13 protein-coding genes are annotated in these 16,054 nt (G+C 67.7%); 9 read left to right on the top strand and 4 right to left on the bottom strand.

Annotation, left to right across the window (positions count from 1 at the left end; genetic code table 11):
- The first annotated feature begins 74 nt into the window (after positions 1–74).
- The 4 genes from ABFX56_RS14115 to ABFX56_RS14100 all read left to right on the top strand — a co-directional run bounded on the left by ABFX56_RS14115 (position 75) and on the right by ABFX56_RS14100 (position 4,092).
- Positions 75–656 carry a dihydrofolate reductase family protein gene (locus ABFX56_RS14115; RefSeq protein WP_346233995.1) on the top strand — a complete coding sequence of 194 codons (582 nt, stop codon included), beginning with the start codon at positions 75–77 and terminating at the stop codon, positions 654–656.
- A 170-nt stretch (positions 657–826) separates the two neighbouring features.
- The gene (locus ABFX56_RS14110; RefSeq protein WP_346234126.1) at positions 827–2,551 is read left to right on the top strand and encodes a formate--tetrahydrofolate ligase; all 1,725 of its coding nucleotides are present in this window, start codon (positions 827–829) and stop codon (positions 2,549–2,551) included.
- On the top strand, positions 2,551–3,111 hold the full coding sequence (locus tag ABFX56_RS14105) for a cyclodeaminase/cyclohydrolase family protein (RefSeq protein WP_346233994.1): 561 nt from the start codon (positions 2,551–2,553) through the stop codon (positions 3,109–3,111). Before ABFX56_RS14110 ends, ABFX56_RS14105 begins: the two co-directional genes overlap by 1 nt.
- 90 nt (positions 3,112–3,201) lie before the next feature.
- Positions 3,202–4,092, top strand: coding sequence for a TIGR03560 family F420-dependent LLM class oxidoreductase (locus tag ABFX56_RS14100; protein ID WP_346233993.1), 891 nt, complete (start codon positions 3,202–3,204; stop codon positions 4,090–4,092).
- Positions 4,093–4,114: 22 nt separating this feature from the next.
- Here ABFX56_RS14100 and ABFX56_RS14095 read toward each other — a convergent pair whose 3' ends face one another.
- Complete coding sequence (locus tag ABFX56_RS14095; protein ID WP_346233992.1) at positions 4,115–5,392, bottom strand: MFS transporter; 1,278 nt, start codon at positions 5,390–5,392, stop codon at positions 4,115–4,117.
- A gap of 85 nt (positions 5,393–5,477) precedes the next feature.
- Between ABFX56_RS14095 and ABFX56_RS14090 the strand changes: the two genes are divergently transcribed.
- A complete protein-coding gene (locus tag ABFX56_RS14090) occupies positions 5,478–6,449 on the top strand; it encodes an NAD(P)-dependent alcohol dehydrogenase (protein ID WP_346233991.1) in 972 nt (323 codons plus the stop codon).
- Positions 6,450–6,795: 346 nt separating this feature from the next.
- The gene (locus tag ABFX56_RS14085; RefSeq protein WP_346233990.1) at positions 6,796–7,518 is read left to right on the top strand and encodes a hypothetical protein; all 723 of its coding nucleotides are present in this window, start codon (positions 6,796–6,798) and stop codon (positions 7,516–7,518) included.
- 73 nt (positions 7,519–7,591) lie between these two features.
- Here ABFX56_RS14085 and ABFX56_RS14080 read toward each other — a convergent pair whose 3' ends face one another.
- Positions 7,592–8,365 carry a hypothetical protein gene (locus ABFX56_RS14080; RefSeq protein ID WP_346233989.1) on the bottom strand — a complete coding sequence of 258 codons (774 nt, stop codon included), beginning with the start codon at positions 8,363–8,365 and terminating at the stop codon, positions 7,592–7,594.
- A gap of 124 nt (positions 8,366–8,489) precedes the next feature.
- On the opposite strand from ABFX56_RS14080, the gene ABFX56_RS14075 reads away from it, so the two are divergent.
- Together ABFX56_RS14075 and ABFX56_RS14070 are read left to right on the top strand one after the other, a co-directional pair.
- The gene (locus ABFX56_RS14075) at positions 8,490–10,496 is read left to right on the top strand and encodes a DUF262 domain-containing protein (RefSeq protein WP_346233988.1); all 2,007 of its coding nucleotides are present in this window, start codon (positions 8,490–8,492) and stop codon (positions 10,494–10,496) included.
- A 1,034-nt stretch (positions 10,497–11,530) separates the two neighbouring features.
- Positions 11,531–12,511: a VOC family protein gene (locus ABFX56_RS14070; protein WP_346233987.1), complete on the top strand. Its 981-nt coding sequence runs from the start codon at positions 11,531–11,533 to the stop codon at positions 12,509–12,511.
- A 60-nt stretch (positions 12,512–12,571) separates the two neighbouring features.
- On the opposite strand, the gene ABFX56_RS14065 is transcribed toward ABFX56_RS14070, so the two are convergent.
- Positions 12,572–14,089 (bottom strand): SDR family oxidoreductase, encoded by a 1,518-nt coding sequence (locus tag ABFX56_RS14065; protein WP_346233986.1) that lies wholly within the window; start codon positions 14,087–14,089, stop codon positions 12,572–12,574.
- Positions 14,090–14,429: 340 nt separating this feature from the next.
- On the opposite strand from ABFX56_RS14065, the gene ABFX56_RS14060 reads away from it, so the two are divergent.
- The gene (locus tag ABFX56_RS14060; RefSeq protein ID WP_346233985.1) at positions 14,430–15,656 is read left to right on the top strand and encodes an amidohydrolase; all 1,227 of its coding nucleotides are present in this window, start codon (positions 14,430–14,432) and stop codon (positions 15,654–15,656) included.
- An 85-nt stretch (positions 15,657–15,741) separates the two neighbouring features.
- Here the strand turns inward: ABFX56_RS14060 and ABFX56_RS14055 are convergent, their stop codons facing one another.
- Positions 15,742–15,966, bottom strand: coding sequence for an HNH endonuclease signature motif containing protein (locus tag ABFX56_RS14055; protein ID WP_346233984.1), 225 nt, complete (start codon positions 15,964–15,966; stop codon positions 15,742–15,744).
- Positions 15,967–16,054 lie beyond the last annotated feature (88 nt).

The following is a 16,054-nucleotide window of genomic DNA, read 5'->3' as shown; positions in this document are numbered from 1 at the left end:
CGCTCCTGCGCCAATACTCGTGTCTTCGACAGCCACCGAATCGGCGGTGGGGCGCGCAGAGGAAGGACAGCACCATGGCAACCATCAGCGCGACGGAGTCCATCACCCTCGACGGGGTGGTGCAGGCTCCGGGGCGCCCGGATGAGGACACCCGCGGCGGCTTTCGCCACGGTGGGTGGGGCTCCCCCTACAGCGACAAGGTCGCCATGGACTTCGTGGGCGAGGAGATGAGCAAACCGGGCGCCATGCTCTTCGGGCGGCGCACCTACGATGATGTACTCGACTACTGGAGCACGACTACCGAGCCGAACCCGTTCAGCGAGTTACTGATCAACGTGCCGAAGTTCGTCGTCTCCCACGCCGCCGACACGGTGCTGAGCTTCCCGAACTCGACCCTGCTTCCCGGGGACGCCACCGAGACCGTCCCACGGGTCTCCGCCGACGTCGACGGCAACCTCAGCATCATCGGCAGCGGCGAACTGGTGCGGTCGTTGCAGGCGGCCGGCCTCATCGACGAGTACATCCTGCAAATCCATCCCCTGATCTTGGGTTCTGGTACGAAGCTCTTCAGCGCCGGTAACCGCGCCGAGCTGACCCTCGGACGTTCGGTGACCACCTCGACCGGTGTCTTCATCGGGAAGTACTCGACCCGCTGAGTGAGCACGCGCTGGCCCGTCACTTGCGCCTTGTGCTCCTTCCCGGGCCTTGGGAACAACAACTATCTGCAAGTGAGCGTGACCAGAATGGTCTCGACCCGGATGACACAGTTGGGTACGCTCGGGAACACCCGGCCCGAAGTAGTACTGAGGAGAACGCAGGAGGCATCATCCTTAAGCCAGCCGAAACACGCACTGCTGCCCTACCGTCCGATCTCGCCATCTCCCGAGCCGCAATCCGTCGTCCTCTCGACGAGATCGCCGCCGAGATGGGCATCGGCCCCCACCTGCTCGAACCCTACGGAAGTGTGGCATCCAAAATCTCCCTGGATGCGATCGAAGAGCTGCAGGACCGCCCGCGGGCCAAGTACGTGGTGGTCAGCGCGATCACCCCAACGCCGCTGGGCTCCGGCAAGACCACCACCTCGGTCGGCCTCGGACAGGGCTTCCGGCACATCGACAAGCTCGGCATCGTCGCCATCCGGCAGCCATCGATGGGCCCGACGTTCGGCATCAAGGGCGGCGCGGCCGGCGGCGGCTACGCCCAGGTGGTCCCGATGGAGGCGCTCAACCTGCACCTCACCGGCGACATGCACGCCGTCACCGCAGCGCACAACCTGTTGTCGGCGATCATCGGAAACCACATTCACAAGGGAAATCGGCTCGACCTCGATCCGCACGAGATCACCTGGCGGCGCGTCCTCGACGTCAACGACCGCGACCTGCGCAACATCATCACCGGGCTCGGCGGTTCCGATGACGGCACCCCGCGGCAGACCGGCTTCGACATCTCCGCGGCCAGCGAGGTGATGGCGTTGTTGTCGCTGTGCAACTCGCTCTCGGATCTGCGCGAACGGATGGGACGGATCGTCGTCGGCTACAACCGCGGCGGCGAACCGGTGACGGCCGAGATGCTCAAGGTCGCCGGTGCGATGACGGTGCTGCTCAAGGATGCGATCAAGCCGAACCTGATGCAGACCGTGGAGCAGACTCCGGTGCTGGTGCACTGCGGCCCGTTCGGGAACATCGCCACCGGCAATTCCTCGGTGGTCGCCGACCTGATCGGCATCCACGCCGGCGACTACCTGATCACCGAGGCCGGGTTCGGCGCCGACATCGGCGCGGAGAAGTTCTTCAACATCAAGTGCCGTGCCTCGGGCCTGACGCCGGATGCCGCCGTCGTGGTCGCCACCGTGCGCGACCTGAAGACCCACTCGGGCAAGTACCGGGTCGTCGCCGGCCGCCCGCTGCCGCCGGAGATGCTGGCCGAGAACCCCGACGACGTGCTAGAGGGCGCGGCGAACCTGCGCCGGCAGATCGCCAACATCCGACGCCACGGAGTCGTGCCGGTCATCGCGGTGAACGCCTTCCCCACCGACCACGACAGCGAACACCGGGCGATCATGGAGGTCGCCGCGGAGGAAGGCGTGCGGGTGGCGATCAGCTATCACTTCACCGAGGGCGGCAAGGGCGCGGTGGAGCTGGCCGAGGCGGTCGCCGAGGCCTGCACCGAACCATCGGACTACCACCGGCTGTATGCCGACGACCTCCCCCTCGTGGACAAGATCGACACCATCGCTCGGGAGATGTACGGCGCGGACGGTCTGGACGTCTCGCCGCTGGCAGCCGGTCAGCTGGACAAGTACGAGCGAGCCGGTTTCGGCCACCTGCCGGTGTGCATCGCCAAGACGCATCTGTCGCTGTCGGCCGATCCGAAGGTGAAGGGCGCGCCCACCGGATGGCGGCTGCCGGTGCGTGAGGTGCGCGCGTCGGTCGGGGCCGGGTTCATCTACCCGATCTGCGGCGACATGCGCACGATGCCGGGTCTCTCGTCCGCGCCGGCGGCCGAACGCATCGACATCGACGAGCACGGCGAGATCGTCGGGTTGTCCTGATGGGCGCCTCCGGCTGGGCCGCCGGGGACTACCTGGACCGTCCCCTGCGTGAGTTGCTCGAGGATGTTGCGGGTGCGGATCCGGTCCCGGCCGCGGGATCACTCGTGGCGACGGTCGGTGCGCTCGCGGCCGGCCTGACCGCGAAGGTGGCGCGCCGGTCGACGACGCAGCGGCCGGATGCCGAGGCGATAGCCGCGCGGGCGGACCTGCTGCGCGCGCAACTCGAGCCGCTCATCACCGGTGACGCCGCCGGCTATGCAAAGGCGCTGGATGCGCCCAGCAACAGTACCGACCGCACCGAGGCGATGCGGGCGGCGTCGACGGGACCGGTATCGATGGCCGAGGTCACCGCGGAGATCGCCGAGATCGCCTCCGAGCTGGCCGCGCACTGCAACCCCAACCTGCGAGTCGATGCGGCGGCGGTGGCGTGGCTGGCGGCATCCGTCGCCGAGGTGGGCGCCGACCTTGCCTCGGCGAACGTCGGGGACTCCGCACTGTCTCAGCGGGCGCACGCGGCCGTCGCCCGGGCGCGCGCCGCGGCCGACCGCACCAGGGTCTGAGGGACGTGCCGTTCGCTCCGGCTACGGCTCACCACGCGGGGCGTTGCGCTCGAATTGATCGTGGGGTTACCTCTTACCGTTGGAGGAAGCATGCGCGTCAGCATCGATCTCAGCAACCACGCGCTGGATGCCGACCCGCGCCGTTTCGGCGACGTGCTCGCCACTATCGGCAAGGCGGCCGACGGGGTGGGCCTGCACACGGTGTGGCTCCCCGACCATGTGGTGCAGGCGGACCCCACCGCCGGCGCGGACCGGGACGTGTTCGAGGCGTACACCGCACTCGGATTCCTCGCCCGGGCCACCCGCCGGGTGCGACTGGGCACGATGGTATCCGCCGTCACCTACCGACCGATCGCGCTTCTGATCAAGGCGGTGACCACGCTGGACGTGCTCTCCGGCGGCCGCGCCTGGCTCGGCTTGGGTGCCGGCTACCTCGAACAGGAGGCGACCACCATGGGGATGCCGCTGCCGCCTACCGGCGAGCGCTTCGACGACCTCGAAGACTCGCTGGAGCTGGCCGGCCGGATGTGGTCCGGCGACGAGTCGAAGTTTCAAGGTCGGCACACCGCGCTGGACGCACCCGAACTGCACCCGCGGCCGCTGTCGTCGCCGCATCCGCCCATCCTCATCGGCGGCTCGGGTGAAAAGCGCACCCTGCGCTTGGTTGCCCGGTACGCTCAGGCGGCCAATCTGTTCGACATCCCCGATGGAGGGCAGACCATCGCCCGCAAGATCGCCGTGCTGGAGCAACACTGCCACGAGGTGGGCCGCGACCCGAACGAGATCGAGCGCACCCTCAGCACCCGACAGGGTCCGGACCAGAGCGTGGCCGACTTCGTCGAACACTGCCGCGACGTGGCCCAGCTCGGCATCGATCACGTCATCCTGCACTCCGGTCCGGCCTGGTCACCGGAGTCGGTGCGCGACTGCGCCGCCATCGTGGACGCGCTCGCCGACGTCACCCGTCGACCATCCGACTGACAGGGGCGCGACCCGACCGCCGTCACGGCACCTCCGGAGTTTCCGGCGCGGCGACCGCCCGTGTCGTGTTCCGGTCGGCCGGGTCGTCTTGCCGACGGCTGGCGAACAGCAGCGGGATCCCGATCAGCTCCACCGCGCCGCCGATCACCAGCGAGGTTCCGTAGCCCCAGAGATCGGCCGCCCGGCCCAGCGCCGGTTGGATGCCGACCCCGCCGAGGCTACCGAACAGCGAGTCGAACGACAGCACCGTCGCGCGCTGCGTGGACGGGATCATGTCGTTGAGGTAGGCACCCCGCACCGGCTCGGCGACGGCGACCACGAAGCCCCAGACCACCAGCGCCACGATCGCGAGCCAGAACAGGCTGTTCACGCCCAGGATCACCAGCGTGGCGACGCTGGCCAGGGAGGCCGCGATGACCGTGGTGGTCCGTTTGACGAACAGGCCCCGAATCCGGGGCGCGAGCACTCCCCCGATCACCTGGGATAGCGAGAGCACCGCCGCGGCCAGCCCAGCGATGGAGTACGCCGTCTTGTCCCCGTACAGCTCCAGCAGGTAGGGCTGCAAGGCGTAGAACGCGTAGATTCCCACCCCGGATGCGAAGGGCGCGGACAGAATCACGTACCGCACCGAGCGCTTCCGCAGCCCGTGCCGGATCGATTGTTGGAGCACGTTTCTAGTCGCCGCGAGCGGCCCCCGGGAGCGATCGGGCGTGAAGCCGAGGTCCTTCATCACCAGGAAGGCGAACAGGAACATCAGGGCGAGCACTCCGGCGCGGAGCAGGAAGGGAACCCCGAGGTTGGTGGCCTGGGCGATCACGCCGCCGAGTACGGAGCCGGCGAACATGGCGATGCCGGTCACCACCAGCCCGCGGCCGAACACCGTCTCCAGGCTGCCGGTGTAACCGTGGAAGGTCAGCGCGTCCACCAGCCAGGCCTCCACCGCGCCGGAGAAGAAGGTGAAACCCAGCCCGAGCAGTACCGACACGATGGCCCACCAGACGAACGGGGCATGCCAGACCCACAGCATCCAGTAGAGCAGTGTGGTGAGCGACAGCGTGATCGTGCCCAGCAGGTAGGACGCCTTCCTGCCCACCGTGTCGGCGACGACGCCGGTCGGGATCTCGAAGATGACCATCCCCGCGGTGAAGAAGGCGTTCGCGGCAAACGCTTCGAAATTCGACAGCCCGGCATCCAGCAAGAACAGGGTGTTGATGCCCCAGATGAACGAGGCCGCCAGCGTGTTGCCCAACAGCAGGGTCAGGTAGATGCGCTGGACGCGCCACGTCGCCGAGCGAGCCATATTCGACGGTAGACCGGTGCCGGCCGCGGGTGGCTGCGGATTTGCTGCGAACCCCGGTCCCGCGCCGGTCGGTACACTGGCTCGAATGTCCACCACGCCAATCAGGATGAGGGCGGTCGTCTACGACCGGTACGGACCGCCAGAGGTGCTGCGGGTCGAGGAGGTTCCGGTGCCCGCGCCCGCCCTGAAGCAGGTGCTGATCCAAGTGGCCGCGACCTCCGTGAATCTTTCGGACTGGGAGGGGCTGACCGGAACGCCGGCATACGCGCGCATCGGCGGACTGCGGGCCCCGGCGCGCCGAGTACTCGGCTCCGACATCGCCGAATGCGTCACGGCCGTCGGCTCCGGCGTCACCCGGTTCCGGGTCGGCGACGAGGTGTACGGCGACAATCTCAATCTCAAGGGAGGCTTCGCGGAGCACGTCGTGGCGCCCGAAGCCTCGCTATCCCGCAAACCCGAGGAACTGAGCTTCGTCGAAGCCTCGACGCTGCCCCAGGCGGGAGTGATCGCGTTACAGGGCACGGCGGGCGCGAGGCGCGGGCAGCGCGTGCTGATCAACGGGGCGGGCGGCGGGTCGGGCTCGTTCGCGATCCAGCTGGCCAAGCGGTCCGGGGCGCACGTAACCGGCGTGGACAACGCGGGCAAGCTCGACTTCATGCTGGGGCTCGGCGCCGACGAGGTGGTGGACTATCGCACCCAGGATTTCACCCAGCTCGAGCCGTTCGACCTGGTGCTCGACCTCGTCGCGCACCGCTCGGTGTTCGACTACCGGCGGGCGCTGGCCCGCGGTGGCCACTACCGCTGCGTCGGCGGCACAGTGCGCACCCTCCTCCGCGTCGTGACGGTGGGGGTGGCACTCGGCGTGCTCACCGGTCGCCGGCTGGGAATCCTGGTCGTCCGCCAGGGACCCGCGCACTTCAAGCCCGTCGCCGAAAGGTGCGTCGCCGGCGACCTTCGCATCTGCATCGATCGCACCTTCCCGCTCGACGAGACGGCTCAGGCGCTCGCCCACGTCGGCACGGGACGCGCGCTCGGCAAGGTGGTCGTCACTCCGTAATGCGCGTGCACCACGCGACCACGCGGTCGACCACGTCGGGTTCGATCGGCCGCCGCACGTCCTTCTTGTACGCCTGAAGGCAAGGTCGACGCGCGGATCGTAGGCCATGAACTCGCGGAAGTCCTCAGTCGCTTCGCCCCGCGACTCACGCCCTGGACTCGGTGTCTGCGCTCCGGTGCGCTCCTCGCAGAGGTTCCTGCCGCCGAGATCACGGACCGACTACGCGGCGTCAGCGCGGTACCGCCCAGACGGATGCTCCCTGCCAGTCGACGACAACGACGGTTTCGGCCAAGCGGTGTACCAACCTGGGCTTCCCGCAGCGCAACCGAAGGCCTACCTTCGCGGTATGAACCTGACGAGGGCACCTGGCTTTGCACTCGTCGGTGCGGCCCTCGCACTGGCCGCGGTCTCTGCGCTGGAACTGGCAGCGGGAAGCGCTCGTGGCGACGGAGACAATCCGACCGAGAGTCTTGGCTATCTTGCTTCACACGGCCAGTTCTATGCGTTGTCGGGTCTGGCCCTCGTCGCCGGTAGCGTAGCCATCATCGTCGCTGCGCTCGGGGTGCGCCGATTCGCTCGAGCCGCAGGCGTTTCGCTTGCGCTGGAGTCGATCACGGCGGTTGCGGCGCTTGCCGCAGGCTTCCTCGCGGTTGCCGGCGTGATGCGAATGCAGGCTGTCGGCACCGTGCCGTACATTCGGAGCCTCGATGAGCGGTGGGGCGAGTCCGCCTACCTGGTTGTGCAGATCGCGGGGACTCAGGGGCTGCTCTCCGCGGGACTGATCGGGCTGGCAGCGTGGCTCATCGGCTTCGCGTTCCTTGCGTGGCGCCGGAGCGTTCGATGGCCTGCCGTGGTGGGGGTGATCCCGGCTTTTGTGCTGTTCGTATTGCTGACAGATCTCGCGATCCCGTCACTCGCTGAGCTCGTCGGAGAGGGCCTTTTTCCCGCCTATGTCGGCGGCATCATCGTCGGGTTGCCGCTGTGCTGCCTCACCTTCGGCGTGGCTCTCTTGCTGCCCGGTACGCGGGCCCGGCTGTCGCGCGTGCCTAGTTTGCGTCTCTCCCGATAGCCCGGGGCTGGTCTTTCCCTGAACAGGCGGAGGCCCCGGTCGCCCGACCGGGGCCTCCCATATTGAGCAGGCGTTACGCCTCGCTCTTGGCTGCCACCTCGGCCCGGCCCTTGGCGGCGTAGTAGGCGGCGCGCGCGGCGAGGCGTCGGGTCTGCTCGGCCTGGCCGGCGTCGAGGATCTCCTGCGGCACCTCCACGCTGGGCACCCGGCTCTTGCCGTTGTACTTGGCGATGTAGGCATCCAGCTCGGGGCCGGACTCCCACGAGGTGATCAGGCAGTAGCGGGGCGTGGGGCTGTTCAAGGTGGTGGCGTGCCAGAGTCGCTGGGTGTCCACGATCAACTGGGCGCCGGCCGGCAGCGCGATCCGGTATTCGACGCTGGGATCGGTGCGGTTGTCGCGCAGCACGAAGTAGCTGGTGGCGTCGTCGGTGAGATTGAAGAAACCGCGTACGACCCAGCCGGTGCCGTCCGGGTTCAGCCGGTTGTTGTCGTCCTGGTGCAGGTTGTACAGGCAGTCCGCGTAGGTGTTGGGCTGCAGCTCGATGACCCGGCAGCGGCCGACGTTCGCGCCCGGCTCCTGGGCGCGGGCCACCAGGGTCGGCGCCTTCTCGACCTGCGAGGGGATCCACACGCCGTCCTTGTCGGTGTGCGGCGGCTTGTGGTTCCAGAATCCGTTCACCTCGATTTCGCCCTTCGCGCTGGCCAGCGGCGCAAAGCGGGTCTCCCCCGAGGATTTCCAGTCGACATATTCGATGTCGAGCCATTCTTTCGGGTCGATGTGCTTGTCGTACTGGTCCAGAACCACGTAGCCGGTCTCTTCCAGAGCGGCGGACTTGATGTAACCCATGAGGCGGATTATTCCCTTTCGTCAGAGGGCCAGCGCGTTTTAACAGGCCCAACTTAGGTCAGCCTAACAGCGGCATCCCGCATAAACTGGGAACGCCCGAGGCCCGAGGAGAGAACCACACAGTATGCACGCAGCCACGAATCTGGACGCCACCGCCGTCAACACGATTCGTTGGCTCTCAGCGACGCAGGCCTCGATCGTGGTGCCGGTTTATCAGCGGCAGTACCGCTGGGACATCGGCGGATGCGAGCAGTTGCTCGCCGACATCCGCGCCGTCGCCGACTCCGAGGGCAATCAGACGCACTTTCTCGGCTCAATCCTGTCCACCGCGAGCGCCGACAGTGACGCCGAGTTGGTGCTCATCGATGGGCAGCAGCGGATCACCACGCTGATGCTGCTGATCGCCGCGCTGCAGCACACGGTCGAGGACACCGACCCGGAGCTGGCCGCCGAGTTGCAGGCGGTGCTGGTGCGCGCCGGCGACCCGACCCGCACCAAGCTGCTGCCGCAGCGGGAGTGGGCGCGGGTGTTCGAGGCGGTCGTGCTGGAACGTCGGGCGGCCGGCGCCGAGCTGCGCGAGTCTCGGTTCGATGACAACTACGCCTTCTTCCGCAGCCAGATCCCGGTGGATGAGGCGCCGCGGATCTGGCGCGGCCTGCAGCGGCTGGAGCACGTGTCGATCACGCTGGGCACGGATGCGAACGCGCAGCAGATCTTCGAGAGCCTGAACTCCACCGGCGAGCCGCTGCGCAACCACGAGCTGATCCACAACTACATGCTGATGGGGCTGTCGCATCCCCAGCAGCGGGAGATCGAGGACGCGTTCTGGGTGCCGATCGAGGAGAGCACCGGCGAGTTGATCGGCAGCTTCTGGCGGCACTATCTGGTGATGACCACCGGCCGGGAGATCGACACCGGCGACGGGCGTGGGGTGTACGACACGTTCCGGCACGAGTTTCCGCGGTTCGACTTCGAGTTGCTGCGCCAGCACGCCACCGAGTGGCGGGAGTACGCGGAGGTGTACCGGATCCTGCTCGATCCGGCGCAGGCGGATGACCCGGAGCTGGCTCGCCAGCTGAGCTACGTGAACACGTTCGGCCGGGGCATGTATCCGCTAGTGATGCGGGCCTACCACGACTACACGCGGGGCGGCGCGGACAAGGCCACCCTGATCGGCACGCTGGAGCGCATCCAGTCGCTGCTGCTGCGCCGCACCGCGGTGGGCCTGAACAACGACCGGCTGGTGGCCCGGCTGTGCCGGGCGCGGCGCAAGGGCCCGGCCAAGCTGGTGAATGCGATCGCCCGGATCACCCCGTCGGACGAGCGGGTGCGGGTGGCGCTGAAGTACGGCGCGCTCCCCCACCCGGCCTACGTGCTCGGCCGGCTGGCAGGGGTCGACACTCTGGACGGGCTGGACGTGGAGCACGTCTTCCCGCTGGCGCCCGGCGCGGCCTGGACCGGTGACGGCGTGCGGGAGTGGGCCGACTACAGCGAGGACGAGCAGAACAGCCACCGAGCGCTGGCGCAGACGCTCGGCAACCTGGCGTTGCTCGAGCAGCCGCTGGCCGAGCGCGCCATGGATGCCTCGTTCCCGCTGAAGCGGACCTCAATCTATCCAAAGAGCACGATCGCGGCGACCCGCGACCTGGCCGGCACGGAGGCGTGGGGCACCGCGGCGATCGGCGAGCGCACCGCCCGCCTCACCGCGGAGTTCCTACAAATCTGGGCGCGCCCGGCAGCCGTGCCCATCGACGACGACGGCCTCACCCCGATCCTGGACGCGCAGCGCCGGCGCGGCTGGCCGCTCGGCTGGGACCGCGAGTTCGACTACGTGGAGTACCGCGGCGAGCACTGGGAAGTGCACGACGTGAGGTACCTGTTCAACCGGGTGTTCAAGCGGCTGTGGGCGGATGCGCGCGAGCACGTGGTCGCGTTCAGCGCCCGTCGCGGCGGCCCGATCTTCGAGGCGAAGGCCTGGAACGGGCACTGGGACGAACTGGACGGAACCCACTTCCTCTACATGGGCTGGGACTCCAAGTACATGCTCACCGCGGTGCAGGGGGTGCTGGAGGAGTCCGGTCTCGCCTCCGAGGTGTTCGTAAAGTACTCCTACATCGGCGAGGCGATGTAGGAGTACCAACTCACGGCCGGCCGAGGGGCGCCCAAAGTGGTGCCAGCGCCCCCCAATCACGACTTGAAAGGCTATTTTCCCTCGACGACGAGTACAAATCCTCTTCGCTTCGATTCTTCAAAGTTGTCGCGCAACTCGCGCTCCACTCTCTGCTGCCAGTCATCAGGTAGCTTGCAACCTCCGCCATTACTGGTGCCGCTGGATGCACCAAGAGCACACCGCAGTTCAGGCGGAACACCTCGATCGATTGCGACACAAATCGACTCATGCAAGTGCCCGGCCTTGCATTGGAACTTAACCTTGACTCGGTTAGTTTGTGTACTCATTTGATTGCTCCTTTGATCGCAAGAGGCAAGTTTGTCTCATGCAACGGAACTGTCCCACTAACGTCTGACATTGGCTCGCGTCCGGACAGGCTCGACATTGGAACGCCCCCGATGGGTGGGTCTACGGGACTTCTGTGGCCCAGGTACTCCCGGCAAGCTCGTGGAGGTCACTGGAAGCCGGGAGAATGCCTGCCCTAACTATTGACCGTGGCTATCGCTCGTCCCTGGCAATAGTCCAAAGAATCGCTCGAAAAAGTCACTGAAATCCCCGAGCACACGCTGCCTTATCTCGCCGTGGCCTCCATCCGCCGAAAACCGTGACACAGAAGGCAACACCTTCGTGACCGCGATTGCGGTCACCCGGATGGCACCGTCACGACAGGTTGAGTCCAGGAACGCTCGGGTGTTCTCCGGGCGTAGCCCCTCCGACTCGATGCTCGCCGCGAGGTCGGCCTCACGCCGCCACGAACACCCGCCCCTCATCGTCGATCTCACCGTTCACTGAGACAGAGTCGACGAAGGCTTCGAACAGCTGTGACGCGGAAGCGATCGCCGGCCGGGCGCCCGACGTTCTTTATCGACGACGAGCTCCACAACAGTCTTTGGCACGCCCAGAACACCATCGCCGAGATGGAAGCCTCTCGTCGGCGCTGACCGGTAGTCCAAGTGACCGGAATACGACGGATAGCGCGGCGGTTGGACCACACCATGTCGTCATTGGCCCGCAAACACCTCTGGACCTGGAGCATCACCGCTCTCGCCGCTCTCGCCGCTCTCGTCGCTGGCGTGGTGATCGCCATCGTGGCGCCCGCGGCCAATGCCCCTCGTGCGCAGGGCGAGGAGGTGCCACAAAGCGTCCTGCACGCCGAGACCCGCATGGGTGCGGTGGAGCTGAAGGTGCGTGACCTCCCATCCATGGCCGCGTTCTACGGGCAGGCCGGTGTAGGCCTCGGCATTCTGAGCGAGACCGACGACGCCGTCTCCCTCGGCGTCAACGACGAGGAACTGATCCGGCTCGTGCCGGCGGATGGCGAACACGCGTCGGCGCAGGATTCCGGGCTCTACCATTCGGCGATCGTGTTCCCGGATCGGCCCGCCCTCGCGCAGGCGATGGTGCGGATGGCCACGCAGTATCCGGAGCAGTTCCAGGGCGCGGCCGACCACCGGGTCAGCAAGGCGTTCTACTTCGGCGACCCGGAGAGCAACGGGGTCGAACTGTACATCGACACGCCCAGTAGCGAATGGGTGTGGGAAGGCGGGCAGGTCCAGATGGGCAGCGACCCGCTGGATCCGAACGCGTTCATCCAGGAGCACCTCGGCGACCGCCCCACCGGTGACGCGGCAATGGGTCACGTGCATCTCAAGGTGGGCGACGTCGACCAGGCACGCGAGTTCTACGCGGACACGCTCGGCTTCGCGGTGACCGCGGAGGCGAACGGCGCGCTCTTCATGTCGGCCGGCGGCTACCACCACCACCTCGCGGCCAACACCTGGGGCAGCGCCGGCGCCGGCGTTCGCCCGGCCGGACTGGGCCTGGGCGAGTTCGCGGTGGTGCTGCCGGAGGCATCCGAACTCGACGGCGTGGCCGAGCGCCTGCAACGCGCCGACGTAGCATTCGAGCAGGATGACACCGGACTGACTGTCGCCGACCCGTGGGGCAACCAGGTGCGCTTCACCGTCGCCGGCTGACTTCGTAGGGCGAGCGCACACCGACAACGCCACTGGACTTCGGCAACGGATGCGTAGACGCTAGGCGCGCGCATCCGCCCCGGCGCCGGCGCGTTCCGCGATCGCCACAATGCGGTTCAGCATCCCCGCGAACACGATGCCGTGAAACGGGACGATCGCCCACCAGTACAGCCGCCCGGTGAGCCCCTTCGGGAAGAACACCGCACGCTGCGTGTACCGCGCCCCCGAACCGTCCGGCTCGGACCGAAGCTCGAGCCAGGCATGCCCGGGCAGCTTCATCTCGGCGCGAAGCCGAAGCAGGCGCCCCTCCTCGCACGCCTCCACCCGCCAGAAATCGATGGCGTCCCCCACGGCCACCGTGGAGCGACTCCTCCTCCCCCGCCGTAGGCCGACACCACCCACCAGCCGGTCCGCCCATCCGCGGATCGCCCACAGGATAGGTGTCGAGTACCACCCGTTCTCTCCGCCGATTCCGGCGATCACCGACCACAGCGCCTCGACGCGCGCGGAGGAAGCCTTGGTGCGCTCATCGGTGAACACGGTGCGACCGGCCCAGTCCGGGTCACTCGGCAGCGGGTCGCTGGGCGCCTGTGGGAGTTTCGCGTCCAGCCAGCTGGTCTCCACCCGATCGGAATCGACCTGACCGAGGGCCAGCGAGACCGCTCGACGGTACGGCGTCAGACCACCCGGCGGCGGTGGGATCAGCGTGTCGATGTCGTGGTTCTGCATGACGCAGTCGTTCTGCAGCGACTCCACGAGCGGGCGCGCGAGCGCCCTGGGGATGGGGGTGACCAGGTTTACCCAGTGCGAGGCGAGGCGCGGGGTGAGCACCGGGAGCGCGGCGATGTGGCGTTGCGGGAGCCCAGCCTCGACGGCGTATCCGTTCATCATCTGCCCGTAGCGCAGAACATCCGGACCGCCGATGTCCACGGTGCGATTCAGGTCGGCCGGAAGGGTGGGTGCCGCGAGCAGATAGTGCAGGACGTCACGCACCGCGATCGGCTGGACGAGGTTGCGCACCCACCGCGGTGCCGGCATGTACGGCAGCACCTCGGTGAGGTGCCGGATCATCTCGAACGACGCTGAACCGGAGCCGATGACGACTCCGGCCTGGAAGACCACGGTGGGCACGCCGGACTCGAGCAGGATGTTCCCCACCTCCACCCGGGAGCCCAGGTGCGCGGAGAGCTCGGCATCCGGGGGGTTCAAACCGCCCAGGTAGACGATACGGCCCACGCCGGCGGCGGCCGAGGCGGTTGCCACCACCTGTGCGATGCGTCGGTCAACCGTGGCGAATCCCTTGCCGCTCGCCATGGAGTGGATGAGGTAGTACACGACATCGACACCCTCAACCGCACGCTCGACGTGGGCGGGCTCCCGGGCGTCGCCGACGACGATGTCCACCTCCGAACCCCAGTCCAGTGCGGCGAGCCGCTCCGGATTTCGCACCAGCACGCGCACCCGGTAGCCGGCCTCGACCAGGCGCGGCACCAGGCGTCCGCCCAGGTAACCGGTCGAACCGAGAACGAGCACCCTGCCGGGCGCCGATTCCTCGGGCCGCGAGGCGGAGGAGTCCATGGACGCTCCCTCGAAGGTGGTGGCGGTACTGCCGCTGCACTTCTGGTTCGCCGTCGAGCTTTCAAACCTCGGCGACCATCAAGCAGTTTATTGTCGGGTCGAGCGATTGCCCGAGGAGTTCGGCGAGCTCACAGTTGGGCCACCAGCAGGCTACCCGACAGGACGAAGAAGAACGTGCCGAACGGGTCGAACACGAGGGACCACACGGCGGGCACCATGCGTCAAACCTACGGTCAGAATGGCCCGCGCGACTGACGGCGACGGATGCCGGCGGGTACCGTCGAACTGGCGGCCCGCATGCTCAGAATCGAGGAACCGCGCCTGCTCGAAAGGAACGCACATGTCGACAGCGACGGACGTCCTCGGCCAGTTGGAGAACGAGCTGGCCTGGCAGCGTGACCTGTACCGCGAGCTGCACAGGCATCCCGAGCTCAGCGGCCAGGAGCACCGGACCGCCGAGCAGGTCGAACAGAAACTGACCGGGTTCGGATTCCAGGTGCAGCGGATCGGCGGCACCGGGGTCGTCGGCGTGCTGTCGAACGGCGCCGGCCCCACCGCGTTAGCCCGCGCCGACATCGACGCGCTGCCGGTCACCGAGGCCACCGGGCTCTCCTACTCCTCCACCGTCGACGGGGTCATGCACGCCTGTGGGCACGACCTGCACGTCGCGGCGCTGCTTGGCGCGGCGAAGCTCATGGCCGACGGCCGCGCCGCCTGGTCTGGCACCTACATCGCCCTGTTCCAGCCCGCTGAGGAGACCGGCGCCGGCGCGCAGGCGATGGTCGACGACGGGCTGGTCAGCAAGATCCCGAGGCCCGATGTCGCGCTCGCGCAGCACGTGATGCCGGCGGAGGCGGGCACCATCGGCACGACGCCGGGACCGATTCTTTCAGCGGGCGACTCGCTCAAGATCACCGTGCACGGCCGCGGCGCGCACGGCTCCATGCCGCATCTCGCCGTCGACCCGGTGGTGCTGGCGGCATCCATCGTGCTGCGGCTGCAGACCATCGTGTCGCGCGAGGTGCCGCCGGGCGAATTCGCGGTGGTCACCGTCGGCGCGTTGAACGCCGGGACGAAATCGAACATCATCCCGGACCGCGCCGAGCTGCTGCTCAACCTGCGCACCTACGATCCAGAGGTGCGCAGCCGGGTCATGGCGGCGATCGAGCGGATCGTGCGGGGCGAGTGCGCCGCGGCCGGCTCGCCCCGGGACCCGGAGTTCGAGTACTACGACCAGTTTCCGCTGACCAGCAACGACGCGGCCACCAACGAGCGCGTGGCGGCGGCCTTCACCGAGCACTTCGGCGAGGGTGTGGTGTTCCCGTCGAGCCCGCGGACCGCATCCGAGGACTTCAGCCGGATCCCGGATGCCTTCGGCGTGCCGTATCTGTACTGGACGGTCGGTTGCGTCCCCGCTGTACACTGGCGCGCGGCCGTAGATGCCGGCCGGGTCTCGGAGGACATCCCGGCCAACCACTCGCCGTCCTTCGCCCCGGCGATCGACCCGACGCTCGGGGTGGCGACGTCTGCCCAGGTGGTGGCGGCGCTGGTCTGGCTCGGCAGATAGCGATCTAAACGACGGCGACGCGGGGATGGAGGTGGTCGCCGCACCCCTCGGCCTCGCGGTCGCCGCCCTCGATGCCGACCGAGCCTCAGGCGGCGGTTGTTTGGGGTAGGGCGTAGCGGGCTTTGCCGCCTAGTCGTGGTGTCTGGGTGGGGTCGATGTGTGGGGGCGGGATGAACCAGACCTGTCCGTCATGGATCTGGATGATCCAGCCGTCGTCGTGGATGCGGCCGTGACAGGGTGGGCAGAGTAGGACTCCGTTGTCCAGGTCGGTGGGCCCGGTATCGCGTTTCCACCAATCGGAGCTTGTCAAGTTGTCTGTGTAAGTGTCGGTTTATAGGTAGCGGTTGATTCTTTCGGGGTAGGCCAGGCTGAGTTGGGCGAGGGCTTGTTTCCAGTTC

This window comes from Parafrigoribacterium mesophilum, from assembly GCF_039652555.1.
In the GTDB taxonomy this organism is placed as follows: domain Bacteria; phylum Actinomycetota; class Actinomycetes; order Actinomycetales; family Microbacteriaceae; genus Parafrigoribacterium; species Parafrigoribacterium mesophilum.
Note: the sequence above shows the minus strand (reverse complement) of the source record. Positions and strands in the feature narration are given on the sequence as shown.